This is a genomic window from Streptomyces sp. NPDC007346 (genome assembly GCF_040703535.1).
Lineage (GTDB): Bacteria > Actinomycetota > Actinomycetes > Streptomycetales > Streptomycetaceae > Streptomyces.
The window spans coordinates 1-23,162 of the sequence record NZ_JBEYKR010000083.1 but is presented as its reverse complement, the minus strand read 5'-3'; the positions used below and the strand labels follow the sequence as shown (position 1 = coordinate 23,162).

Below are 23,162 nucleotides of genomic sequence, written 5' to 3'. Positions count from 1 at the left end.
GACTTCATGAACGACCAGATTCACTCCGACGGCTCGGACCACGAGCACGGAGAACTTGGCGATGCCGAGTACGCGGAGTTCATGGAGCTCGCCGCGCAGGAAGGCTTCGACCCCGAGGAGGTCGAGGGCGCTCTCGGTGAGGCCGGTCACGGACCGCTCCCCGTGCTCGCCGTCGTCGGCCGCCCCAATGTCGGCAAGTCGACCCTGGTGAACCGGATCATCGGCCGCCGCGAGGCCGTCGTGCAGGACAAGCCCGGCGTCACCCGCGACCGCGTCAGCTACGAGGCCGAGTGGGCGGGCCGCCGCTTCAAGGTCGTCGACACCGGCGGCTGGGAGCAGGACGTGCTGGGCCTCGACGCCTCCGTCGCCGCCCAGGCGGAGTACGCCATCGAGACGGCCGACGCCGTCGTCTTCGTGGTCGACGCGACCGTCGGCGCCACCGACACCGACGAGGCCGTCGTCAAGCTGCTGCGCCGGGCGGGCAAGCCCGTCGTGCTCTGCGCCAACAAGGTCGACGGCCAGAGCGGCGAGGCCGACGCCACCGCCCTGTGGTCGCTCGGCCTCGGCGAGCCCTACCCGGTCTCCTCGCTGCACGGCCGCGGCACCGGCGACATGCTGGACGCGGTCCTCGAAGCCCTCCCCGACGCCCCGGCGCAGAAGTTCGGCACCACGCTCGGCGGCCCCCGCCGCATCGCGCTGATCGGCCGCCCGAACGTCGGCAAGTCCTCCCTGCTGAACAAGGTCGCGGGGGAGGACCGGGTCGTCGTCAACGAGCAGGCCGGCACCACCCGGGACCCGGTCGACGAGCTGATCAAGCTCGGCGGCACCACCTGGAAGTTCATCGACACGGCCGGCATCCGCCGCCGCGTCCACCTCCAGGAGGGCGCGGACTACTACGCCTCGCTCCGTACGGCCGCCGCCGTGGAGAAGGCCGAGGTCGCCGTCGTCCTGATCGACTCCAGCGAGTCCATCAGCGTCCAGGACCAGCGGATCATCACCATGGCCGTGGAGGCCGGGCGCGCCCTCGTCGTCGCCTTCAACAAGTGGGACACCCTCGACGAGGAGCGCCGCTACTACCTGGAGCGCGAGATCGACACGGAGCTGGCGCAGATCGCCTGGGCCCCCCGCGTCAACGTCTCGGCCCTCACCGGCCGGCACATGGAGAAGCTCGTCCCGGCGATCGAGACCGCGATCGAGGGCTGGGAGACCCGCGTCCCCACCGGCCGGCTGAACGCCTTCCTCGGTGAGATCGTCGCCTCCCACCCGCACCCGATCCGCGGCGGCAAGCAGCCGCGCATCCTCTTCGGCACCCAGGCGGGCACCAAGCCGCCGCGGTTCGTGCTGTTCGCCTCCGGCTTCCTGGAGCACGGCTACCGCCGCTTCGTCGAGCGCCGGCTGCGCGAGGAGTTCGGCTTCGAGGGCACCCCGATCCACATCTCGGTCCGCGTCCGCGAGAAGCGCGGCCGCAACAAGTAGCACCCACGGGTACGCGTGAGCCCCGGCGGCCCCCACAGGGGATCGCCGGGGCTCATCCGTACCCGCTCTCAGGACTCCCGGGAGCCCGGCGGAAGCGCCGCGGGCCGGGGACGTCCGGCGTGCCGGCCCACCCGCTGCCAGGAACCGAGGGTCCCCGTGTGCTGGCTCTGGCCGCCGCCGTTCCCGGTGTGCCGGCCCTGCCCGGCCGGGGACGGGTGGCCGGCCGGCGGGGGCCGGGAGGCGAAGAGCCCGGCGCTGAAGGCCGGGAAGCGGAGGTTCTCCTCACCGCTCCGGTCACCCGGCAACGCCCGGAACGAGCGCCGGTACTCGGAGTACAGCGCGTCGTAGATCGGGGTGGCGGAGGTGCCCGCCGATGGATCCTGCGAGGGGCGCATGGCAGGGATCTGGCTCTGGTGCTGGCGGGATGGGTCGTATGAGTGCACGTAGGTGCCAACGACCTCATCGCCCGTCGGATGCGGTCCCGCCGGAGAAAACGCTGTTCGGCGGGGGTGCCCGAGCGGGGCGGACATGATCAGGTCCCGGCCAGCGGCATCGACGCGGCGACCAGGACCCCGTTGACCGCGGCCTTCTCCAGGGCGTCCCGGAGCAGGTCCTCGCGCGGCTGCTGGCCGATGGTGCCGGCCGGTGCGGCGAAGACGAGGACCGTCTGGGACTTGTTGACCGCGGCCCGCCAGCCGTCGGTCACCTGGAGCGGCTGGTGGGCCTGCCACCACGCGACCGGGTTGCCGCCGCCGGAGCCCGGTTGCAGCACGGCGTGCAGCTGGCCCACGGCGAGCAGCACCGACCAGCCGGGCAGCGCCGCCGGCAGCCGGTTCAGGTCGGGGGTCGGGTGGAAGCCCTGCTCCAGCAGCAGCTGGAGGAACTCGTCGCCCCCGGTGCCGTCGGTGCCGGGCCGGGCGACCGGTCCGGTCGGTTCGACGACCAGGGCCGGGCGGACATCGTCCTCGATGAGAACGAGACCGCTGGTGATGCCGAGGACGGCCTGTTCGGGCATGCGCCCCTCCGTATTCTTCTGCTCGCTGCCGGTGATGCTGCGCACCGCGCCCTGGAGCTGGTCCTCCGCGACCTTGACGACCTGCGAGGGGATGCACGTCGCGTGGGCGAACGCGAGCACGGCGGTCTCGTCCCCGATGAACAGCACCGTGCTGGTGCGTTCCTGGTCGGAGTCGCCGGGGGTGCGGCAGGAGGTGCAGTCGTAGCTGCCGGGGGTGTCGTCGCCGACGAGCAGCCGGTCGGCTTCGTCGTCGCCGATCTCGGCGCGTACGTCCTGGCTGACGTCGAGCATGCGCGGCACGGGTGGCTCCTCGAACTCGGTGCGTGGGCCGGGGGGTTCCCGGCTCATGAAGAGACAACGCGGGAGCTGTCGCCGGGGTCACGCACCGGCGGGGACGGAAGTGAGGACCAGGTCGACACATCGCTACATCGAGGAGTCGACCCCCGCGTCCGGGAAGCCGGTGTGCCGCGGGCGCGGATATTCTCCGGAAACTCTCTCCCGGACGCAGGCAACCTTCCCGGCTTTTCCTGCATCAAGCACGGAGTAGGCCTCGCCGAAATGAGTGGCGGGCGGGCGGCGTGAAGGTGGCACGGCCACCCGCGGAGATCGCGCCGGCCACCGGACGCCGATGGTGAAGCGGATCCACCGCCTCCGGAAAACCGCAGGTCAGTCATGGTTCCGGCGGCGGATCGGGGGCACCGGACGACGCGGTGCGTTCGACCGCGGAATCCACCCGGATTCCGGATGTATTCCGGGTGGTAAAGCGCCCGGACGTACAGTCGCGACAGACGGCCAGACCAGGGGGAACGGCGGCTCCATGCATATTTCATTTCTTCTGCACAATGCGTACGGCATCGGAGGAACGATCCGCACGACCTTCACACTCGCCCGCACTCTCGCCGAACACCACGACATCGAGATCGTGTCCGTCTTCCGGCACCGCGAGGCGCCCGCGTTCGGCGCGCCCGACGGTGTGACGCTGCGCCACCTCGTCGACCTGCGCGGGAAGAGCGGCACCTACGACGGGGACGACGCCGAACACGCCGGGCCCGCCAGGGTGTTCCCGCGCGGCGACAGCCGGTACAAGCAGTACAGCCGGCTCACCGACGCCCGGATCGCCGCCCATCTCCAGGTGCTCGAAGCCGATGTCGTCGTCGGCACCCGCCCCGGACTCAACGTGCACATCAGCCGGCAGACCCGGCGCGGCCCGGTGCGCGTCGGGCAGGAACACCTCACGCTCGACAGCCACGGACACCGCCTGCGGCGCGAGATCGCCCACCGGTACGCCCTGCTCGACGCCCTCACCACCGTCACCCGCGCCGACGCCGAGGACTACCGCAGCCGGACGAGGCTGCCGGGCGTGCGGATCGAGGCCATCCCCAACGCCGTTCCCCGGCCCGCCTGTCCGCCCGCCGGCGGCGATCTGAAGTGGGTCGTCGCGGCGGGCCGGCTGCACCGGGTCAAACGGTACGACCTGCTGGTACGGGCCTTCGCCCGGGTCTGCGCGGCCCGTCCGGACTGGCGGCTGCGGATCTACGGCGGGGCGGACGCCTCCGGTGACGAACAGGCCTCGCTGCGCGCACTCGTCGACCGGCTGGACCTGCACAACCACGTGTTCCTGATGGGCTCGGCCACCCCCATGGAGGCCGAGTGGCCCAAGGGGGCGATCGCCGCCGTCACCTCGGACCGCGAGTCCTTCGGCATGACCATCGTCGAGGCGATGCGCGGCGGAGTGCCGGTCGTGGCCACCGACTGCCCGCACGGACCGGCGGAGATCATCGAGGACGGCACCGACGGCCGTCTCGTACCGGTGGGCGACACGGACGCCATCGCCGCCGCGCTGCTCCAGCTGATCGAGGACGACGGCCTGCGCCACCGGATGGGCCGCGCGGCGCTGTCGGCCTCGGAACGCTTCGACCCGGCGAGGATCGCGGAGCGCCACGAGAGCCTGTTCACCGAGCTCGTCGCCCAGGGCGTCCGGAGCCGGGGCCGCGGCCCCCTGCGCACCGCGCTGCACCGCACCCGGGGCACCGTGCTCGACGGGGCGTACGCCCTCGGCTACCGGGCCGCCGACGTTCTCCGCAAGGGAAGGGCCGCATGACCACCGCCACCACCGTCCGCGCCGACTGCGCCGCCGACCCGGCCGGAGCGCTCACCTTCGACCTGGCCCCCGCCGACGTCGGCCCCGAGGCCGTGCTGCTCCTGCGGCGCCGGGGCGCGGCGGACACCCCGGTCCGGCTCCCGCTGAGCCGCACCGCCCCCGGCCGGCTGCGGGCGGTGCTGCCGCCCTCCACCGAGCTGTCCGAGGGGCGCTGGGACGCGTACGTCGAGGAGCCCGGCTCCCGGCGCACCCTGACCGTCCGGCCGGGGCTGCGGGACCTGCGCGCCCTGGTCGACCGCGCCCCCGACACCGGCACCGCCACCATCAGCTCCCGGGTCCCCTATCCCACCCTCGACGGCCGCCTCGCGCTGCGCTGCTGGCTCCGGGCCCCGCACGCCGAGGCCGGCGCCATCCGCGTCGGCCCGTCCGGCATGAGCGCCCAGGGCGTGCTGTACGGAGCCGGGGCGGGGGAGGGGGCCGTGGTGGAGGCCCGGCTGCCGGGGCGGCCCGGCCGGGTCCACCGTGTGCCGCTCACCGCCTCCGGTGAGGGGAGCGGCGGCTTCGCCTTCACCCTCCCCTACGCCCCGCTGGCCCCCGGGCCCGTGCCCGAGGAGGAGCTCTGGCGGCTGTGGCTGGTCCCCCGCGCGGGCGCGGCGGCGGTCAGGATCTCCCGCATCCTCGACGACGTCTGGTGCCGGGAGAGGAGCTTCGTCTACCCGAGCCGTCCGGTGGCCGACGGCGTCCTCGCCACACCCTGCTACACCACCGGGAACGACCTCTGCGTACGCCTGGCACCCCGGCCCGCCGCCCTCTGAGGCGGCTCCCGGGGCGGACCGGCCGGCTCACCGCGGGCGCACCCGGCCGGGAGGTCCTGGTGATCCAGGTGCTCCTGTCCCTGTGAAAGAAACGTGAGGAAACATAAGACAGGTATAAGGGAACATGAAATCCAGGTGTTCCGCCCATTCGAGTGACGAGCCTCCGGACGATAAAAGCAGCAGGTCACCCAGGGTGTTTCCGGAGCGGGGCCAGCGCCCCGGCCACGGGACCGTACGAAGGCGGCCGACCAATTCGCGCCCGCACTTCCGGGCGGACTGTCCGGGTGAATTGGCTGGGATATACATGTGTGGGGATTCTGTGACACAAGCGTGACCGCCACGGCATGCGCGTATGCGCGGACCGGCCCGGGGCCCGGCCTTCCGTCCTGGTCCGCGGCCGCCTACGGTGAGGGGTATGGCTTCTCTACCGACCCCTCCCGCACAGCCGGACGACGCCCCCGAGTCGTACGTCGGCCTCGGCGCCGACACCGCCGAGCAGCTGGCGAGAACCCGTGGCTGGGACACGGTCCGGGCGGTTGCGCCGGGCACGTTCCTGACGATGGAGTTCCGTTCCGGCCGCATCAACTTCCAGGTCGAGGACGCCACGGTGACCCGCTGCTGGGTGGGCTGACCCCGCCCCGCCTCGTGAACCACGGGCCCCGGCGAAGCAGGAGGGCCCCGACCGTGTGGTCGGGGCCCTCCTGCTGTCGGCGACGCGTTCCTAGCCGCCCGACATCGGGCGCGCCGGGCTCGCGGCGCCCCGGGAGCCGTGCTCGGACTGCGGGCGGCGGGTGCCCGCCGGAGCCGGCGCCGGCCGCTCCGGGCGGACCGTGGGCGCCGTGTGCGCCCGCACCCGGGCTCCTCCGGCCGCCAGGTGCGCGGCGGGGGCGCCCGTGCCGGCCGCGAGGGCGGCGGCCTCGGCGGCGATCGACTGCGGGAGCAGCACCGGCTCAGGCCGGGCCGCGGGGGCCGGCACCGGACGGCCCGCGCGGCGCCGCTCGCGCCACTGCTCGCGCAGGTCGAAGATCCAGCTCTCCGTACGGGCGATCAGCGGCTCGAACCAGGGCAGTGCCAGCAGGATGAGCAGCCCCGCCGCCCAGCCCAGCACCACATCGCTGAGCCAGTGCGTGCCGATGTAGACGGTGGTGAGGCCGACGCCCAGCGAGACCGTGGCGGAGACCGCCGACAGATAGCGCCTGGCGCGCGGGGTGGTGGCCAGATAGGCGAGGATTCCCCAGGTCACGACGGCGTTGGCGGTGTGTCCGGAGGGAAATATATCGCCGCCGGCGAACATCTCGGCCGAGCCGATCTGCGTCGCGTAGTGCGGGCCGAGCCGCCCCAGGCCCAGCTTGACCGCGCCCACCGTCACGTTGAGCAGCAGCAGGGCGGTGCCGAGGACCAGCAGCGGGCGCAACGTGTGCTGACGCCAGGAGCGCCAGCCCAGCCAGCAGGCCACCATCACCGCGGTCGGGCCGCGCTGGCCGAGCACGACGTAGTAGTCGAGGAAGGGGTGCAGTTCGGGCCACTGCTGGTAGGGCCGGAACAGCATGACCTTCCAGTCCAGGGTCACCAGCCAGGACGTCACGAGCACGGCGAAGACGATGGCGAGATAGAACGCCAACGTCCCGCCGAAGAGGGCGATGCGGTGACGGCTCATCCGCGGTGCCACTATCTTCGGCGGTTCCGGCTCCCGGTCCAGGCGGGCAAAGATGTCGGTACGCACCCAATCGACGTTACAGCGAGTGAGTGTGCGTGCAGGCCAATCCGGCCTCTTTGTGATGACGATGTGATGTGGACTCCGTCTCAGGACGGTGACTTTTTCCGGGCCGGGAGAAGAATCCATGTGATCTTGCGGGCAATTCCCCCGGGGTTCCGTTCGGAAACGTGTTTGATCTTCCGGGCAATTTCGCACAGAGGAATCCACGGGAATTGATCCGGCCATTCGGGGGAGGTCCGGACCCCTCCGCGCCGTCCCCACAGGCCCCGGCGGGACGCGGCACCGGGGGCCGCGGGCGGGCGGGCGAGTGGCGTACGCCACACTGTGTGGCGGACCGGCGTATGAAGTGTGCCACGTGCCACCAGGCCGAACTCGCGTACGCTGACGGCTCACTCGCCCGTCGATGCCGGGCCCCGGGGAGACATACGCAGGCCACGTCCCCGCCGGTCCGCCGAGCGCGAGGAACCCATCGGGAGGTACGTAGATGTCCGGGACGACCACGGCCGGAGCCCGGCTGCGCGGAGCCGCCGACGGTGCCAACCGCTGGGTCGTCCTCGTCGTCCTCTGCCTCAGCCTGCTGGTGGTCGCGCTGGACGCGACCGTGCTCCACGTCGCGGTCCCCTCGGTCACCGAGGACCTGCGCCCGAGCGCCACCGGACTCCTGTGGATCGTCGACGCCTACCCCCTGGTCTGCGCCTCGCTGCTCATCCTCTTCGGCACGCTGGGTGACCGGATCGGCAGACGGCGTGTGCTGCTCCTCGGCTACGCGCTGTTCGGCCTCGCCTCCGCGCTGGCCGCGACCGCCGACACCCCCGCCGTCCTCATCGCCGCCCGCGCCCTGCTCGGCGTCGGCGGCGCGATGATCATGCCCGCCACCCTGTCGATCCTGCGCCAGGTCTTCCCCGACCGGCGCGAGCGGGCCCTGGCCATCGGGGTGTGGACCGCGGTCGCCGCGGTCGGCGCCGCCACCGGACCGGTCGTCGGCGGCTTCCTGGTCGAGCACTTCTGGTGGGGCTCGGTCTTCCTGATCAACATCCCGCTGATGGTGGTCATCCTGCCGCTCGGCCGCTGGCTGCTGCCGGAGTCGCGCGGCGCCGGGGACGGCCCGTGGGACGTGGTGGGCGCGCTGACCGCCGCCGCCGGGGTGCTCGGGGTCGTCCTGGGTGTCAAGCGCCTGGGCGGCGGCGCGGCTCTCCTGGACCCGGTCGCGCTGGGCCCGCTGGCCTGCGGGCTGGCGCTCCTGATCCTCTTCGTACGCCGGCAGAAGCGCCGTACGCACCCGCTGATCGACATCGCCATGTTCGCCCGCCCGGCCTTCTCCACCGCCGTCGGCTGCATCGTGCTCGCCATGCTGGCCCTGGTCGGCCTCCAGCTGATCGCCGTCCAGTACCTCCAGCTGGTGCTGGGCCTCAGCCCGCTGGAGACCGGGCTGCGGCTGCTGCCGCTGACCTTCGCCGCGATGGCAGCGGGCGCCACCGGCTCGTACACCCTGCGCCGCGTGGGCCCCCGCAAGATGGTGGGCTGGGGCTTCGTCCTGACGGCCTCCTCCGTGCTGCTGCTCACCTCGATGGGCCACCACGACCGGCCCGTCCTGCTGACGGCGGGCTTCGTCCTCCTCGGCTTCGGCCTCCAGTCGACGCTCTTCGGGGCGTACGAGTCGATGCTCAGCGACGCCCCCGCCGAGCGGGCGGGCGGGGCCGCGGCGATCGGGGAGACCTCCTACCAGCTCGGCGCGGGCCTGGGCATCGCGCTGCTCGGCAGCGTCATGAACGCCGCCTACGCCCCCGGCCTCGCCTCCCTGGGCGAGAAGGGCGTGCCCGCCCGCGCGGGCGCGGAGGCCTCCCACTCGCTGGGCGAGGCCTACCAGGTGGCCGCGCAGCTCGGCGGCCCGACGGGGGAGCTGCTGCGCTCCACGGCCCGGCACGCCTTCGTCGGCGGGCTGCACGTCACGCTCTTCGTCAGCGCGGGTCTGCTGCTGCTCGGCGCGCTCGCCGCGCTGCGCCTGCCGAAGGCGATGGACTGTCCGCCGAAGGAGGTCCGCCTCCTGGGTGAGCGCGGGGCCACCGAGCCCGGGACCCCGGACGGCCAGGAGGCCGGGACCCCCGACCGCCGGGCCACCGGGCCCAAGCTCCTCGACGCCGTCCCGGCACCCGCCCCGGAGCGCCCGGCCCAGGGGCTGACGCTCCCGGCGCGGCGCGAGCCGGCCGAGGCCACCGGCTCTGGACGAGCGGCACACTGAGCCGTAACGTCTCACGAAGCTCTGACTACCACTGCTAGTTTTCGCGGGGCGCGGGCGACCCCGGCCCCCGCGAGCACCGTGCGAGCCGCCGGAGGCACCCTCATGTCCAGCACCGAGTCCGCGAAGCCGTCGAAGCTCCCGCCGTTCGACGCCACCGACCCCCTCGGCATCGACGATCTGCTCGGCCCCGACGACCTCGCGATCCGCGACACCGTCCGCACCTGGGCCACCGACCGGGTGCTGCCGCACATCGGCGAGTGGTACGAGAAGGGCGAGCTGCCCGCCATCCGCGAGCTGGCCCGGGAGCTCGGCGCGCTGGGTGCGCTGGGCATGTCCCTCGACGGGTACGGCTGCGCCGGGGCGAGCGCCGTCCAGTACGGGCTGGCCTGCCTGGAGCTGGAGGCCGCCGACTCCGGGATCCGCTCGCTCGTCTCCGTACAGGGTTCGCTCGCCATGTACGCGATCCACCGCTTCGGTTCCCCGGAGCAGAAGCAGCGGTGGCTGCCCGGCATGGCGGCGGGCGAGACCATCGGCTGCTTCGGGCTGACCGAGCCGGACCACGGCTCCGACCCGGCCGGGATGCGGACGTACGCCAAGCGCGACGGCGAGGACTGGGTGCTCACCGGCCGCAAGATGTGGATCACCAACGGCTCGGTCGCCGGGGTGGCGATCGTCTGGGCGCAGACCGACGAGGGCGACGAGGGCCGGGGCATCCGGGGCTTCGTCGTCCCCACCGACACCCCCGGCTTCTCGGCCCCCGAGATCCATCACAAGTGGTCGCTGCGCGCCTCGGTCACCAGCGAACTGGTCCTGGACGGCGTCCGGCTCCCCGCCGACGCGGTGCTCCCGGAGGCGAGGGGGCTGCGGGGCCCGCTCAGCTGTCTGAGCCACGCGCGGTACGGGATCGTCTGGGGCGCCATGGGCGCGGCGCGGGCCAGCTTCGAGTCGGCCCTCGACTACGCGAGGACCCGGGAGCAGTTCGGCCGGCCGATCGGCGGCTTCCAGCTCACCCAGGCGAAGCTGGCGGACATGGCCCTCGAACTGCACAAGGGCATCCTGCTCGCCCACCATCTGGGGAGCCGGATGGACGCGGGGCGGCTCCGCCCCGAGCAGGTCAGCTTCGGCAAGCTCAACAACGTGCGGGAGGCGATCGAGATCTGCCGTACCGCGCGCACGATCCTCGGTGCCAACGGGATCTCGCTGGAGTACCCGGTGATGCGGCACGCCACGAATCTGGAGTCGGTGCTCACGTACGAGGGCACCGTGGAGATGCACCAGCTGGTGCTGGGCAAGGCGCTCACCGGTCTCGACGCCTTCCGGTGACCACGGCACGTCCCCGGGGGCGCGCCGACCGGCGGCGCTGACCGGATCCTTCCGGCGAGCGCCCTGCTCAGCTCTGGTTGAAGAAGCCGTCGGCCTTGCGGCCGGCGGCTTCACCGGCGACCACCTGGGTGTCGGCCGGGGAGAGCAGGAAGACCCGGGTGGCCACCCGGTCGATCGAACCGCGCAGGCCGAAGATCAGCCCGGCGGCGAAGTCCACCACGCGCTTGGCGTCGGCGGGGTCCATGGCCGTGAGGTTGACGATCACCGGGACACCGTCCCGGAACAGCTCGCCGATGGCCCGTGCGTCCCGGAAGCTGTCCGGGGTCACCGTGGCGATCCGGCGGTCCTGCTCCTTCGCCGCCTCGGCGGCCACCTGCACCCGCGGGTCGGTGACCCAGGCCTGGTTGCCCGTACCCGTCTCCGTACCCTCGGCGTACTCGTCGTCGTAGTACCGCTCGTCGTTGTCCTCGACGAGGCCCAGCCAGGCACTCGCCTTGCGCACCGATCCCATGGACGCCTCCTCTCACCGCGGTTCCTTGGCGTTCCGCATCTCTTTCGTATCCCTATGGTCGTCCATGATGCGGATATCGCGCCAAGTGGATAGTCGCCGCGAAGGTGATTCGTGACGGTACTGGTGCAGAACATGTGGCGGTTCGTCAAGGTTCGTCCTGGATAAGGGCGGTCCCGGTAGGAAAATATGATGCGCCAGTCCGTATGGGTGACAGGAGGGACGTACGGGTGAACGGATCACTCGATACGATGCACGGCGCTCGGGTGCGCGAACGGCGCGCACCGACGGAACGGCTCGCGGGGGAGCGTCGTGTTCGGAATCGTGAGGCCCTGTACCCATCGGCTCTCCGAAGGGCTCAGGACCGAGTGGATGGCCCATCTCTGCGGCCTCTGCCTGGCTCTGAGGGCGGATCACGGGCAATTCGCCCGGATCGTCACCAACTATGATGGTCTGATCGTCTCCGTCCTGACGGAGGCTCAGGCGGTCCGCACTCCGGCCGGGCGGCGCACCGCGGGGCCCTGTCCGCTGCGTGCCATGCGTACCGCCCCGGTCGCCATGGGCGAGGGGGCCAGGCTCGCCGCCGCCGTCTCGCTGGTCCTCGCCTCCGCCAAGGTGCGCGACCACGTCGCCGACCGGGACGGGCTGTTGGCCCGCCGGCCGGTGGCCGCTGCCGCGCGGCGGGTGGCGGCGGGCTGGGACCGGGCCGGTGCCCGTACGGGGGCGGCGCTCGGCTTCGACACCGCCCTCCTGGTCGACGCGGTCGACCGGCAGACCGGCATCGAGACGCTCGCCGGGCCCGGCACCCCGCTGCTGACGGTCACCGAACCCACCGAGACCGCCACCGCGGCCGCCTTCGCCCACACCGCGGTCCTCGCCGGGAAGCCGCAGAACGTCGCGCCGCTCGCGGAGGCCGGCCGGCTCTTCGGGCGGCTCGCGCATCTGCTGGACGCCGTGGAGGACCGGGAGGCTGACGCCGCGTCGGGTGCCTGGAACCCGCTCACGGTGACCGGCACCCCGCCGGCCGAGGCGCGCCGGCTCTGCGACGACGCGCTGCACGGCATACGGCTCGCCCTGCGTGAGGTGGAGTTCACCGACGGCAGGCTCGTGCACGTCCTGCTCGCCCACGAGCTGCGGCGCTCGGTCGACCGGGCGTTCGGCACCTCGTCCTGCTCGCACCAGGAGGGCGGGGGGCTGCTGGTGCCCGAGGGCTCCTTCGGGCCGCCGCCCGGGAACCCGTACGGTCCCACCCCCGGCAATCCGTACGGTCCCGCCCCCGGCGGTCCGGCCGCCCCGCCCCCGCCCCGGCCGCCGCGCCCGAGGCGCGGGCTGATCGCCGGGTGCCTGGTGTGGGCCGGGCTCGCCTGTACCTGCCAGATGTGCTGCGGCAGCTACGAGGACCCCTGGAGCCGGGAGCGGCGGGAGGCGCCGTGCAACAACTGCGGCGACTGCTGCGAGGCGTGCGACTGCTGCGGCCGGTGCGGCGAGGGCTGCTGCTGTCGCGGTGAGTCCTGCGGGTGCGACTGCTGAACCCGCGGGACCCGCCGGCGTCAGGTCACTTCGGCTCGGGCCCCTTCAGCTCGGGCGGCGAGATCCGCGACGTCTCGATCGCGGACTCGGTGGTGCCCCACTTCTCCAGGATCCGGTCGTAGGTCCCGTCCTTCTTGAGCTGGTTGACCGCCGCCTGGAACGCCGGCGTCAGCGGGCTGCCCTTCTTGAAGGCGAAACCGACGTCGAGCCGCTTGTACTCGTTGAGGAAGCGCAGCCCTTCCTGCTGGCTCACGGCGTAGCGCAGTCCGTTGATGGTGGACATGTTCACGTCGGTGCGCTTCTGCTTGAGGGAGAGCCAGACGGCCGCCGGGTCGGCGTAGGTCTTCACCTCGTAGGGCTTCTTGCCCTTCTCCGCGCACCGGGGCAGGTTCTCCTGGAGCGAGACCTCGAAGGTGGTGCCCGCGCCGGTCGCCACGTTCAGGCCGCACAGGTCGGTGAGGTCGGTGATCTCCTTCAGCTCGCTGTCCTCGCGGACGGCGAAGCCCTGGCCGTCGTTGATGTACGTCACGAAGTCGATCGTCCTGCGGCGTACGTCGGTGACGCCGAAGTTCCCCGTGCCCAGGTCGTACTTCCCGCTGCCGAGCGCCGGGAGGATCGCCTCGAAGGACGCCACTTCACGCTCGAGCTCCACCCCCAGCACCTTGGCCACCGCGTCCGCGAAGTCGATGTCCGCACCGGAGAGCGTGGTGCCGTCCTCCTCGTAGAAGGCGCCGGGCGGGGAGCCGGTGGCGGCCGCGATCCGCAGGGTGCCGGCCTTCCGGACGTCCTCGGGCAGCAGCTCCGCCACGGCGTCGGCCTTCTTCACCGAGGACACCACGTCCGTGGTCGGGGTCTTCCCCTTGGCCTCGCCCTTGGTGGTGCCCGCCCCGGGCTCCGCCGGGTCCGCGCAGCTGGTGAGGGTCAGCGCGGCGACGGTGATCAAGGCGAAAAGGGCGCTGTGGCGCGATCTGGACATGGCTCTGTTTTCTCCGGGTTCGTCAAGGTATGCCGACCGGCCCCGGGCCCGGCAGGGCGCGGAGCGGCGACGACAGGTTCAGCGGTGCGTGTGCGCGGGAACGTGCGGCGAAGCGAGGGGAGGGCGACGCGGTGTGGTGGAGGTGAAGTCACGCGAGGAACGGTGCTCGAACGCCTTCAGACCAGGCGTGAGCAGGGAGAACGGAACAGCAGAGGGTCAGCTCAACAGGAAGAGGACCACACGCGACCGAAGTCGATGTGGGAGCGGGTGACCAGCCACTGCTGCGAATGCATGGGGCCAGTGGAACAGGCATCCGAGTGCGCGTCAACTGACGTGAGACATACGGCTCAGAGTGTGGACAGGCTTGACAATGCGCCGCGTTGACCGCTTATCTCGGAAGCCGGACCGGCGCTGAGGGGCCCGTGTCCGTGTGTGGTTCGTGGTGTGAAGGTACGCCCCGTGTTCGATCTCAGCATCCACGGAGCCCTCGCATGCCCCCGCAGACCGATCTGCTGCCTCCCTCGTCCTCCGCGCCACCACCCGTCAGGCACGACGGCGACAGTGCGGTCCCCCGCATCGTCCCCGTCCGCCGAACGGGCCGTTGGGCAGCGGCTGTTGCCGCCCTCGTCCTCCTCGCGCTGGCGCTGAACTCGGTCATCCGCAACGAGGCCTTCGAGTGGGGCGTCGTCGTCTCCTACTTCACCACCGCCTCCGTCCTGCGCGGCCTCTGGCTCACCCTGTGGCTCACCGCCGTCGTCATGGTGCTCGGCTTCGCGCTCGGAGCGCTCCTGGCCGTGCTGCGCCTCTCCGGCAACCCCGTTCTCCAGGCGGTCAGTTGGGGGTACGTCTGGCTGTTCAGGTCCACCCCGATCCTGGTCCAGCTGCTCTTCTGGTTCAACATCGGCGCCCTGTACCCGCAGATCCTCGGCGTCTCCACGGTCACCCTGCTCGGCCCGGTCACCGTCGCCGTCGTCGGCCTGACCCTGCACGAGGCCGCGTACGCCGCCGAGGTCGTCCGCGGCGGGATCCTCTCCGTCGAACGCGGCCAGATCGAGGCCGCCCAGTCCCTGGGGCTCGGGCCCTGGCGCCGCTTCCGCCGCATCGTGCTGCCGCAGGCCATGCGCTCCATCGTCCCGCCGGCCGGGAACATGCTGATCGGCACCCTCAAGGGCACCTCGATCGTCAGCATCATCGCCGTGCAGGACCTGCTCTACTCCGTCCAGCTCGTCTACCACCGCACCTACCAGGTCATCCCGCTGCTGCTCGTCGCCACCCTCTGGTACGCCGCGGTCACCTCCCTGCTGAGCGTCGGCCAGCGCTACGTGGAGCGCTACTACGCCCGCGGCACGGCGGGTGCGCGATGAGCGCCGCACCCACCCTCGTGGTGATCGGCGGCGGCCCGCGCGGCACCGGGGTCATCGAGCGCATCGCCGCCAACGCCCGTGAGCTGTACGGGGATCGGCCCCTGGACATCCACCTGGTCGACCCCTACCCGGCGGGCGGCGGGCGGATCTGGCGGCCGGACCAGTCGCCGCTGCTGTGGATGAACTCCATGGCCGAGGACGTCACCATGTTCACCGACGACACGGTGGAGCTGGCGGGCCCGGTCGTGGCGGGACCGGCCCTGCACGCCTGGGCCCAGGACGTCCGCGCCGGGCGCGTCTCCCCCGACGCCGAGCCCGCCGTCCTGGCCGAGATACACGGCCTGACCGGCCAGGACTTCCCCAGCCGGCGGCTCCAGAGCGCCTATCTGCGCTGGACCTACGAGCGTGCCCTGGCGGCCCTGCCGCCCTCCGTCACCGTGCACGAGCACCGCACCACCGCCCTCGCCGTCACCGGACCGCGCGGCGGCCCCCAGCGCGTACGGCTCAAGGGCCGCACCGAACCGCTCCTGGCCGACCTCGTCGTCCTGACCGTGGGCCACCTGGACGCCCGACAGGACCCGGAACAGGCCGGGTTGAGCGACTTCGCGGCGCGGCACGGGCTGATCCACCTGCCGCCCGACTTCACCGCCGACACCGACCTCACCGCCCTGCCCGCCGGCGGACCGGTCATCGTCCGGGGCTTCGGCCTCGCCTTCATCGACCTGATGGTCCTGCTCACCGAGGGGCGCGGCGGCCGCCACGTCAACGGCGTCTACGTGCCCTCGGGGCGCGAGCCCGTGCTGTACGTGGGGTCGCGGCGCGGGGTCCCGTACCACTCGAAGATCGGCTACACCTGGGGCGGTGAACGCCCGCCCCTGCCCCGCTACTTGACGCAGCAGTGGGCCGACGGGCTGCTCAGCCGACCCGGGCCGCTCGACTTCCGGCGCGATGTGTGGCCGCTGGTCGCCAAGGAGCTCGGCCACGCCCACTACCACCGGCTGTTCACCGCCCATCCCGAGCGCACCGCCCTGGACCCCGAGGTCTTCGACGCGAAGTACGCCGCCGCCGACCCCCACAGCCCCGAACTGGCCGACCTCGTCGCCGGCGCCGTACCCGACCCCGCCGACCGGCTCGACCTGGACGCGCTCGACCGGCCGCTGGACGGCGTGACCTACGAGAGCGCCGAGGCGCTCCAGGAGGGGCTGCGCGACTACATCACCGCCGACCTGACCCGCCGTCACGACCCGGACCACAGCACGGATCTCGCGGTCTTCCTCGGACTGCTCTCCGCCTACGCCCAGCTCATCCGGCTCGGCGACATCGGCAGTTGGTGGCACGGCTTCTTCAGCTACCTGGCGTCCGGCCCGCCAGGACCCCGCCTGGAACAGCTCCTCGCCCTCTCCCGGGCCGGCGTCGTCCGCTTCCTGGGCGCCTCCATCACCGTGGAGGCCGACGAGGAGCGCGGCGTCTTCCGGGCGAGCGGCGCCACCGTCCCCGGCGAGCACATCAAGGCCCGCGCCCTGGTCGAGGCCCGCCTCCCGGACCCCTCGCTCCGGCACACCGCCAGCCCGCTGCTGCGCACGCTGTACGAGGGCGGGGCCGCCGTCACCGACACGGGGCTGCTCTCCGTGGACCCGGGCGACAGCCGCGTCCTGGACCGCGAGGGGAGCCCGCACCCCCGCCGCTTCGCGCTCGGCCCGTTCACCACGGCCCGCAACAGCGGCGCCTTCACCCGCCCCCGTACCGGCGGACCCGCCTTCCGCCAGAACGACGCCGCCGCCCGCGCGGCCCTCGGCTTCCTGCGCGGCCTCTCCTGTGAGGGGCGCCCGAAGGACCGGGGCTCCGCCCACCGGATCGCCTCCTGAGACACGCCGTACCCGCGCTCCCTCCCGTACCACCGCCACCACCGCTCCCAAGGAACCCCGCCATGTCGCTGACCAGCGATCCACCCATCGATCCAGCCGCCGGGACATCCGGCGGCGACGGCCCGCCCGCGGAGAAGGCCGCCGCCGGCACCGACTACGGCGAGCTGACCGTCGTCCCGGCCCGCCACCCCTGGCGCTGGGTCGCCGTCGCCGTGACCGCCGTCCTGCTCGCCCAGTTCATCCACGGGCTGGTCACCAACCCCGGCTGGGAATGGGACGTCTTCGCGCAGTTCTTCGCCGCGCCGGTCATCCTCAAGGCCGTCTGGCTCACCCTCCAGCTGACCTTCTACGGCACGGCCCTCGGCTTCGCGCTCGGCATCGTGCTGGCGTTCATGCGGCTGTCGGCCAGCCCGTTCCTGCGGACGGTCGCGTACGGCTACATCTGGGCGTTCCGCTCGATCCCGCTCATCGTGCAGCTGCTGTTCTGGTTCAACCTCGCCTACCTCTACAAGGAGTTGCAGTTCGGCATCCCGTTCGGGCCGGGCTTCTACACCTTCGACACGATGAACCTGGTCGGCGCGGTGAGCGCGGCGGTCCTGGGCCTTGCCCTGCACCAGGCGGCGTACGCGGCGGAGATCGTACGCGGTGGCGTACTGGCCGTGGGCGGCGGCCAGTTGGAGGCGGCGGCCGCCCTGGGCATCCCGAAGCTCCGGCAGCTGCGGCGGATCGTGCTCCCGCAGGCGATGCGCTCCATCCTGCCCAACGCGGCCAACGAGATCATCTCGCTGTTCAAGGGCACCTCGATCGTCTCCGTCATGGCGATCGGCGAACTCTTCTACCAGGTCCAGGTCGTCTACGGCCGCAGCGGCCGGGTCGTCCCGCTGCTGATGGTCGCCACCGCCTGGTACATCCTCCTGACCAGCGCCCTCTCGGTCATCCAGTTCTACGTCGAACGCCACTACTCCAAGGGGGCCGCGCGATGAGCGCACCCAGCGAAGCCATGGTCGAGATCCGCTCCGTACACAAGAACTTCGGCTCCCTGGAGGTCCTGCGCGGCGTCGACCTGTCGGTGCGGCCCGGCGAGGTGACCGTCATCCTCGGCCCCTCCGGCTCCGGCAAGTCCACCCTGCTGCGCACCATCAACCACCTGGAGAAGGTCGACCAGGGCTGGATCAGCGTCGACGGCACCCTGGTCGGCTACCGCAGGGACGGCAACAAGCTCTACGAACTGCGCGAGCGCGAGGTGCTGCGCCAGCGCACCAAGATCGGCTTCGTCTTCCAGAACTTCAACCTCTTCCCGCACCTCACCGTGGTGGAGAACATCATCGAGGCGCCCGTCTCCGCGCTGCGCCGCCCCCGCAAGGACGCCGTCGCGGCAGCGGAGAAGCTGCTCGCCCGGGTCGGGCTCGCCGACAAGGCGTCGGCCTATCCCGCCCAGCTCTCCGGCGGCCAGCAGCAGCGCGTCGCCATCGCCCGCGCCCTGGCGCTGGAGCCCAAGCTCCTGCTCTTCGACGAGCCGACGTCCGCACTGGACCCCGAGCTCGTCGGCGAGGTCCTCGACGTCATCAAGGACCTGGCGCACGGCGGCACCACGATGATCGTCGTCACCCATGAGATCGGCTTCGCCCGTGAGGTCGCCGACACCGTCGTCTTCATGGACGAGGGCCGGATCGTCGAGCAGGGCCCGCCCACCGACGTACTGGACCACCCGACCCAGGAACGCACCCGCGCGTTCCTCTCCAAGGTTCTCTGAACCGCCCGCACGACCCCTTTCCCGTCCCCTTCGTCCGCGTCATCCGCATCACTCGCAAGGAGTACGTACGTGTCCGTCCGCCGCAGCATCACCCTCGCCATCGCCACGCTCACCGCCACCGGACTGCTCACCGCCTGCGGCGACCCCGACACCTCCACCGACGTGGCGGTGTCCAAGGACAAGAAGAACACCGGGATCAACACCGGTCCCGACCAGGACCGCATCAGAGGCAAGAAGGTGGACGCCATCGCCGCCCTCGTGCCCGAGGCGATCCGCGAGCGCGGCACGCTGAAGGTCGGGGCCAGCGCCGACGCCGTGCCGCCGCTGGGCTTCTACGCCACCGACGACAAGACCCGGATCGGCTCCGAGATCGACATCGCCACCCTCGTCGCCGACACCCTCGGCCTGAAGCCGGAGTTCGAGCAGGTCTCCTGGGAGAACCTCTTCGTCGGCCTGGACAGCTCCAAGTTCGACGCGGTCCTCTCCAACGTCACCGTGACCGAGGAGCGCAAGGAGAAGTACGACTTCGCCACCTACCGGCTCGACAACATCGCCTTCGAGGCCAAGAAGGGCTCCGGCTGGAAGGTGAACGGCCCCGCCGACGTCGCCGGCAAGACGATCTCGGTCTCCTCCGGCACCAACCAGGAGAAGATCCTCGTCGAGTGGAGCGAGGAGAACGTCAAGGCCGGGCGCAAGCCCGTGGAGATCAAGTACTTCCAGAAGGAGAACGACTACTACCTGCCCCTCCAGTCGGGCCGCATCGACGCCCACCTCGGCCCGAGCCCGTCCGCCGCCTACCACGTCGCGATGGCCGGCCAGAGCGAGATCGCCGGACAGATCTCCGGTGCCGGCGGCGGCCTCCAGGGCAAGATCGCCGCGACCACCAAGAAGGACAGCGGCCTGGTCAAGGCGTACGCCGCCGCGATCGACCACATCATCGAGGACGGCTCGTACGGCAAGGTCCTGGGGCGCTGGGGGCTGACCGGAGAGGCCGTGGAGAAGTCCGAGATCAACCCGCCCGGCCTGCCCAAGACCAAGAGCTGACCCGGCAGGGCCTCGCGGGACCGGCGAAACCCGCCGGTCCCGCGAGGCCCGGCAGGTCACCTGCCACGGGGCCCAGGGGCGTTCGCCCCCTCGCACCGCCGATGACCGTGACCCTTCCGCGAGGCCCCCGCCCGACCGTCGACCCGAGAGGTCCCGCAATGTCCGCCCGTACACCCCTCCATCTGGCCGCCGAGATCGGCGGCCCGCCGCACTACGACGCCGGCCACTACCTCCGCCTCGCCCGGCTCGCCGAAGGCGGCGCCCTCGACTACGTCACGCTCGGCGACTCCTTCGCCCGCCCCGGGCTCGACGCGCTCGCCGTCCTCGCCCGCATCGCGCCCGCCACCGACCGCATCGGCCTCGTCCCGACCGTCACCACCACCCACACCGAGCCCTTCCACGTCTCCTCGGCCGTCGCCTCCCTGGACTGGGTCAGCAACGGCCGGGCCGGCTGGCACGCCGAGGTGTCCACCACCGAGGCGGAGGCCCGGCTCTTCGGCAGACGCCCCGCCGCCCCGCCCGCCGCCCTGTGGCAGGAGGCCGCAGAGGTGGCCGACGTCTCCGCGCGGCTCTGGGACAGCTGGGAGGACGACGCGGAGATCCGGGACACCGCGACCGGACGCTTCATCGACCGGGACAAGCTGCACTACGTCGACTTCGAGGGCTCCACCTTCACGGTGAAGGGTCCCGCCATCGTGCCGCGCCCGCCCCAGGGGAGGCCCGTCACCGTCATCGACGCCGTCGGCGCCCCGTCCAAGGAGGCGGCGGCCCGGCACGCGGACGTCGTGCACATCCGGGCCACCACCCCCGAGCAGGCGGTCGCGCTCCGGGACGAGCTGCGCGACAGGGCGGCCGCCCACGGGCGCGACCCCGAGGCGCTGCGGGTCCTGGTCGCGCTCACCGTCGACCTCGGGGACGTCGAGAGCGCACCGGAACCCGGCCTGGAGAGCGGGCCCCGGCTCGCCGGGCGCGGCACCTACTTCCGCGGCGGCCCGGTCGACCTGGCCGACCTCATCGCCCAGTGGCACCGCTCCGGTGCGGCCGACGGCTTCCACCTCACGCCCATCACCCCCGAGCGCGACCTGGAAAGGATCGTCAACGGCACCGTGGCCCTCCTCCAGCACCGCAGTCTCTTCCGCACCTTCTATCCCGGCGGAACCCTGCGCGAACACCTGGGGCTCCTCCGCCCCGCCAGCCGCTACGCGTCCGCCAGGGCCGCGTCGGTCTCGTCAGCCGCGTCGAAGGAGGCCTGACCGTGCCCCGCACCATGCATCTGGCCGCGCACTTCCCGGGCGTCAACGCCACCACCGTGTGGGCCGATCCCCGCTCCCGCAGCCAGATCGACTTCTCGTCCTTCGTGCATCTGGCCAGGACGGCGGAGCGCGGGAAGTTCGACTTCTTCTTCCTCGCCGAGGGGCTGCGGCTGCGCGAGCACAACGGCCGCATCCACGACCTGGACGTGGTCGGCCGGCCCGAGTCGCTGACCGTGCTGAACGCGCTGGCCGCCGTCACCGAACGGCTCGGCCTCGCCGCCACCGTGAACGCCACCTTCAACGAGCCCTACGAACTGGCCCGCCGGCTCGCCACCCTCGACCACCTCAGCCAGGGGCGCGCCGCCTGGAACGTGGTGACCTCCTCCGACGCCTTCACCGGGGAGAACTTCCGCCGGGGCGGCTATCTGGACCGCGCCGACCGCTACACCCGGGCCGCCGAGTTCGTCGCCACCGCCCGTGAGCTGTGGGACTCCTGGACGCCGGGCGGCGAGTCGCGGCCCTTCGCGCACGAGGGGGAGCAGTTCACGATCTCCGGCGAGTTCACCGTCCCGCGCTCGCCGCAGGGGCACCCGGTGGTGATCCAGGCCGGGGACTCCGACGAGGGCCGGGAGTTCGCCGCCTCCGCCGCCGACATCATCTTCACCCGGCACGGCACCCTGGAGGCGGGCCGCACCTTCTACGCCGACGTCAAGGCGCGGCTCGCGGCGTACGGGCGCGGGCCCGATGACCTCAAGATCATGCCCGGGGTCACCGTGGTGGTCGGCGACACCGACGCCGAGGCGCAGGAGCAGGCGTACGAGATCCGCCGGCAGCAGGTCTCCCCGCAGAACGCGATCCTCGCCGCCGAACAGGTCTGGGGCACCGACCTCTCCGCGTACGACCCCGACGGCCCGCTCCCGGAGACCGACCCGGTGCCGGACTCCGAGATCGTCCAGGGCCGGGTCCGGCACGGGGACCCCTTCGCGGTCGCCGCCCGCTGGCGCGCGATCTCCGAGGCCAAGGGGCTCTCCCTCCGGCAGACGGTCATCGAGACGACCACCCGGCAGTCGTTCATCGGCTCGCCGCGGACCGTCGCGGCGGAGCTGACGGCCTTCGTCGACGAGCGGGCGGCCGACGGCTTCATCCTCGTACCGCATCTCACCCCCGGCGGCCTGGACGACTTCGTCGACCGGGTCGTCCCGCTCCTCCAGGAAAGTGGAGCATTCCGCTCCGAATACTCCGGCTCCACGCTGCGGTCGCACCTCGGTCTGGCGGAGCCGGTGTGGAAAGGTTGATCGCATGAGCACGGACGCACAGCAGCACCAGCGGGCCGGGGAGCCGGACGGGCCCGCACAGGACTGGCGGCGGTGGCACGAGGAGCGCGTCATCGCGGTCGCGGCCCCCTACGGCCCCCTCTCCCTGACCGGAACCCACTGGCTCTCCGACTACCCGGAAGGGCGACTTCCGGCCGTCCCGGGGCGGTGGCGCGAGGACGGCGACGAGGTGGTGCTGACCGCCACCGCCGAGGATGGCATCGTTGTCGACGGCAAGCCGCTGACCGGCGAGGTCCGGCTCGGCGCGGACCGCGGGCCCGTCGACGACTCCCGGGTGGAGCGGGGCGAGCGGCGGCTGGTGGTGCTGCGCCGCGAAGGGCTCTGGGCGGTACGGGACTTCGACCCGGCCTCGCCCTCGCGGCACGCCTTCTCGACCATCGACGCGACCCCGTACGACCCGGGCTGGGTGCTGGCGGGGACCTTCCGCCTGTACGCCGAGGAGCGGTCCGTACGGGTCCCCAACGCGGACGGGGCCGAGCGGGGTCTCGGGCTCGGCGGGGAGATCGCCTTCACGGTGGACGGCGACGAGCGCACGCTCCAGGTCGCGGTCGAGCCGGACGGTTCGCTGTGGGCCGTCTTCGCCGACGCCACCAGCGGCAACGGCAGCTACCGCTTCCGCTTCCTGCGCCCCGGCCCGCCCGCCGCCGACGGCGGTGTGACCGTCGACTTCAACCGCGCGCTGCTGCCGCCGTGCGCCTTCGCCGATCACTTCGTCTGCCCCTTCCCGCCGCCGGGCAACACCCTCACCGTGCCGGTGCCGGCGGGGGAGCGGAACCGCCTGGACGCCTGAACCGCCCGCACTCCCGCCTCCCGGCCACCCTCCCGGCCCCCGGGGGGCCCCCCCGGGCC

General features: G+C 72.3%; 20 protein-coding genes. 15 read left to right on the top strand and 5 right to left on the bottom strand.

Going from position 1 to position 23,162, the window contains the following annotated elements; translation table 11 throughout:
* The first annotated feature begins 6 nt into the window (after positions 1-6).
* Positions 7-1,476: a ribosome biogenesis GTPase Der gene (gene der / locus AB0917_RS21395; RefSeq protein ID WP_366821198.1), complete on the top strand. Its 1,470-nt coding sequence runs from the start codon at positions 7-9 to the stop codon at positions 1,474-1,476.
* A gap of 68 nt (positions 1,477-1,544) precedes the next feature.
* Here the strand turns inward: der and AB0917_RS21390 are convergent, their stop codons facing one another.
* Positions 1,545-1,871, bottom strand: a complete 327-nt coding sequence (locus tag AB0917_RS21390; protein WP_366821197.1) for a hypothetical protein — start codon at positions 1,869-1,871, stop codon at positions 1,545-1,547.
* A gap of 137 nt (positions 1,872-2,008) precedes the next feature.
* Positions 2,009-2,791 (bottom strand): hypothetical protein, encoded by a 783-nt coding sequence (locus AB0917_RS21385; RefSeq protein WP_366821196.1) that lies wholly within the window; start codon positions 2,789-2,791, stop codon positions 2,009-2,011.
* 517 nt (positions 2,792-3,308) lie between these two features.
* Here AB0917_RS21385 and AB0917_RS21380 point away from each other — a divergent pair.
* From AB0917_RS21380 to AB0917_RS21370, 3 genes are all read left to right on the top strand, one after another.
* Positions 3,309-4,592 carry a glycosyltransferase family 4 protein gene (locus tag AB0917_RS21380; RefSeq protein ID WP_366821194.1) on the top strand — a complete coding sequence of 428 codons (1,284 nt, stop codon included), beginning with the start codon at positions 3,309-3,311 and terminating at the stop codon, positions 4,590-4,592.
* Entirely contained in the window at positions 4,589-5,407 is an 819-nt protein-coding gene (locus AB0917_RS21375) for a transferase (protein WP_366821193.1), read from the top strand. Before AB0917_RS21380 ends, AB0917_RS21375 begins: the two co-directional genes overlap by 4 nt.
* Before the next feature lie 415 nt (positions 5,408-5,822).
* Positions 5,823-6,038 carry an I78 family peptidase inhibitor gene (locus AB0917_RS21370; protein WP_366821192.1) on the top strand — a complete coding sequence of 72 codons (216 nt, stop codon included), beginning with the start codon at positions 5,823-5,825 and terminating at the stop codon, positions 6,036-6,038.
* Between the two features lie 90 nt (positions 6,039-6,128).
* Here AB0917_RS21370 and AB0917_RS21365 read toward each other — a convergent pair whose 3' ends face one another.
* Positions 6,129-7,130, bottom strand: coding sequence for a phosphatase PAP2 family protein (locus AB0917_RS21365; protein ID WP_366821191.1), 1,002 nt, complete (start codon positions 7,128-7,130; stop codon positions 6,129-6,131).
* A gap of 478 nt (positions 7,131-7,608) precedes the next feature.
* On the opposite strand from AB0917_RS21365, the gene AB0917_RS21360 reads away from it, so the two are divergent.
* Together AB0917_RS21360 and AB0917_RS21355 are read left to right on the top strand one after the other, a co-directional pair.
* Positions 7,609-9,363 (top strand): MFS transporter, encoded by a 1,755-nt coding sequence (locus AB0917_RS21360; RefSeq protein ID WP_366821190.1) that lies wholly within the window; start codon positions 7,609-7,611, stop codon positions 9,361-9,363.
* A 102-nt stretch (positions 9,364-9,465) separates the two neighbouring features.
* Positions 9,466-10,686, top strand: coding sequence for an acyl-CoA dehydrogenase family protein (locus AB0917_RS21355; RefSeq protein WP_366821189.1), 1,221 nt, complete (start codon positions 9,466-9,468; stop codon positions 10,684-10,686).
* 67 nt (positions 10,687-10,753) lie between these two features.
* On the opposite strand, the gene sepF is transcribed toward AB0917_RS21355, so the two are convergent.
* Positions 10,754-11,197: a cell division protein SepF gene (gene sepF, locus AB0917_RS21350; RefSeq protein ID WP_366821188.1), complete on the bottom strand. Its 444-nt coding sequence runs from the start codon at positions 11,195-11,197 to the stop codon at positions 10,754-10,756.
* A gap of 309 nt (positions 11,198-11,506) precedes the next feature.
* On the opposite strand from sepF, the gene AB0917_RS21345 reads away from it, so the two are divergent.
* Positions 11,507-12,724 (top strand): DUF5685 family protein, encoded by a 1,218-nt coding sequence (locus tag AB0917_RS21345; protein WP_366821187.1) that lies wholly within the window; start codon positions 11,507-11,509, stop codon positions 12,722-12,724.
* 25 nt (positions 12,725-12,749) lie between these two features.
* On the opposite strand, the gene AB0917_RS21340 is transcribed toward AB0917_RS21345, so the two are convergent.
* On the bottom strand, positions 12,750-13,700 hold the full coding sequence (locus tag AB0917_RS21340) for an ABC transporter substrate-binding protein (protein ID WP_366821186.1): 951 nt from the start codon (positions 13,698-13,700) through the stop codon (positions 12,750-12,752).
* Between the two features lie 491 nt (positions 13,701-14,191).
* On the opposite strand from AB0917_RS21340, the gene AB0917_RS21335 reads away from it, so the two are divergent.
* The 8 genes from AB0917_RS21335 to AB0917_RS21300 all read left to right on the top strand — a co-directional run bounded on the left by AB0917_RS21335 (position 14,192) and on the right by AB0917_RS21300 (position 23,103).
* A complete protein-coding gene (locus AB0917_RS21335; protein ID WP_366821185.1) occupies positions 14,192-15,064 on the top strand; it encodes an amino acid ABC transporter permease in 873 nt (290 codons plus the stop codon).
* Positions 15,061-16,929, top strand: a complete 1,869-nt coding sequence (locus AB0917_RS21330; protein ID WP_366821184.1) for an FAD/NAD(P)-binding protein — start codon at positions 15,061-15,063, stop codon at positions 16,927-16,929. The genes AB0917_RS21335 and AB0917_RS21330 overlap by 4 nt, the downstream gene beginning before the upstream one ends.
* A gap of 62 nt (positions 16,930-16,991) precedes the next feature.
* Entirely contained in the window at positions 16,992-17,912 is a 921-nt protein-coding gene (locus AB0917_RS21325; protein WP_366821183.1) for an amino acid ABC transporter permease, read from the top strand.
* A 17-nt stretch (positions 17,913-17,929) separates the two neighbouring features.
* Positions 17,930-18,682 carry an amino acid ABC transporter ATP-binding protein gene (locus tag AB0917_RS21320; protein ID WP_366821209.1) on the top strand — a complete coding sequence of 251 codons (753 nt, stop codon included), beginning with the start codon at positions 17,930-17,932 and terminating at the stop codon, positions 18,680-18,682.
* A gap of 69 nt (positions 18,683-18,751) precedes the next feature.
* On the top strand, positions 18,752-19,726 hold the full coding sequence (locus AB0917_RS21315; protein ID WP_366821182.1) for an ABC transporter substrate-binding protein: 975 nt from the start codon (positions 18,752-18,754) through the stop codon (positions 19,724-19,726).
* Positions 19,727-19,884: 158 nt separating this feature from the next.
* Positions 19,885-20,979, top strand: coding sequence for an LLM class flavin-dependent oxidoreductase (locus AB0917_RS21310; protein WP_366821181.1), 1,095 nt, complete (start codon positions 19,885-19,887; stop codon positions 20,977-20,979).
* A 14-nt stretch (positions 20,980-20,993) separates the two neighbouring features.
* The gene (locus AB0917_RS21305; protein ID WP_366821208.1) at positions 20,994-22,274 is read left to right on the top strand and encodes an NtaA/DmoA family FMN-dependent monooxygenase; all 1,281 of its coding nucleotides are present in this window, start codon (positions 20,994-20,996) and stop codon (positions 22,272-22,274) included.
* A gap of 4 nt (positions 22,275-22,278) precedes the next feature.
* Positions 22,279-23,103 (top strand): DUF1684 domain-containing protein, encoded by an 825-nt coding sequence (locus tag AB0917_RS21300; RefSeq protein WP_366821180.1) that lies wholly within the window; start codon positions 22,279-22,281, stop codon positions 23,101-23,103.
* Positions 23,104-23,162: the final 59 nt, after the last annotated feature.

Excerpts from the sequence above, each read along its gene's own strand:
- AB0917_RS21325 (WP_366821183.1), top strand. The coding sequence starts at position 16,992 with ATGTCGCTGACCAGCGATCCACCCATCGATCCAGCCGCCGGGACATCC.
- AB0917_RS21330 (WP_366821184.1), top strand. The coding sequence starts at position 15,061 with ATGAGCGCCGCACCCACCCTCGTGGTGATCGGCGGCGGCCCGCGCGGC.
- AB0917_RS21355 (WP_366821189.1), top strand. The coding sequence starts at position 9,466 with ATGTCCAGCACCGAGTCCGCGAAGCCGTCGAAGCTCCCGCCGTTCGAC.
- AB0917_RS21380 (WP_366821194.1), top strand. The coding sequence starts at position 3,309 with ATGCATATTTCATTTCTTCTGCACAATGCGTACGGCATCGGAGGAACG.
- AB0917_RS21310 (WP_366821181.1), top strand. The coding sequence starts at position 19,885 with ATGTCCGCCCGTACACCCCTCCATCTGGCCGCCGAGATCGGCGGCCCG.
- AB0917_RS21340 (WP_366821186.1), bottom strand. The coding sequence starts at position 13,700 with ATGTCCAGATCGCGCCACAGCGCCCTTTTCGCCTTGATCACCGTCGCC.
- AB0917_RS21370 (WP_366821192.1), top strand. The coding sequence starts at position 5,823 with ATGGCTTCTCTACCGACCCCTCCCGCACAGCCGGACGACGCCCCCGAG.
- AB0917_RS21320 (WP_366821209.1), top strand. The coding sequence starts at position 17,930 with ATGGTCGAGATCCGCTCCGTACACAAGAACTTCGGCTCCCTGGAGGTC.
- AB0917_RS21335 (WP_366821185.1), top strand. The coding sequence starts at position 14,192 with ATGCCCCCGCAGACCGATCTGCTGCCTCCCTCGTCCTCCGCGCCACCA.
- AB0917_RS21390 (WP_366821197.1), bottom strand. The coding sequence starts at position 1,871 with ATGCGCCCCTCGCAGGATCCATCGGCGGGCACCTCCGCCACCCCGATC.
- AB0917_RS21305 (WP_366821208.1), top strand. The coding sequence starts at position 20,994 with ATGCATCTGGCCGCGCACTTCCCGGGCGTCAACGCCACCACCGTGTGG.
- AB0917_RS21360 (WP_366821190.1), top strand. The coding sequence starts at position 7,609 with ATGTCCGGGACGACCACGGCCGGAGCCCGGCTGCGCGGAGCCGCCGAC.
- der (WP_366821198.1), top strand. The coding sequence starts at position 7 with ATGAACGACCAGATTCACTCCGACGGCTCGGACCACGAGCACGGAGAA.
- AB0917_RS21300 (WP_366821180.1), top strand. The coding sequence starts at position 22,279 with ATGAGCACGGACGCACAGCAGCACCAGCGGGCCGGGGAGCCGGACGGG.
- AB0917_RS21375 (WP_366821193.1), top strand. The coding sequence starts at position 4,589 with ATGACCACCGCCACCACCGTCCGCGCCGACTGCGCCGCCGACCCGGCC.
- sepF (WP_366821188.1), bottom strand. The coding sequence starts at position 11,197 with ATGGGATCGGTGCGCAAGGCGAGTGCCTGGCTGGGCCTCGTCGAGGAC.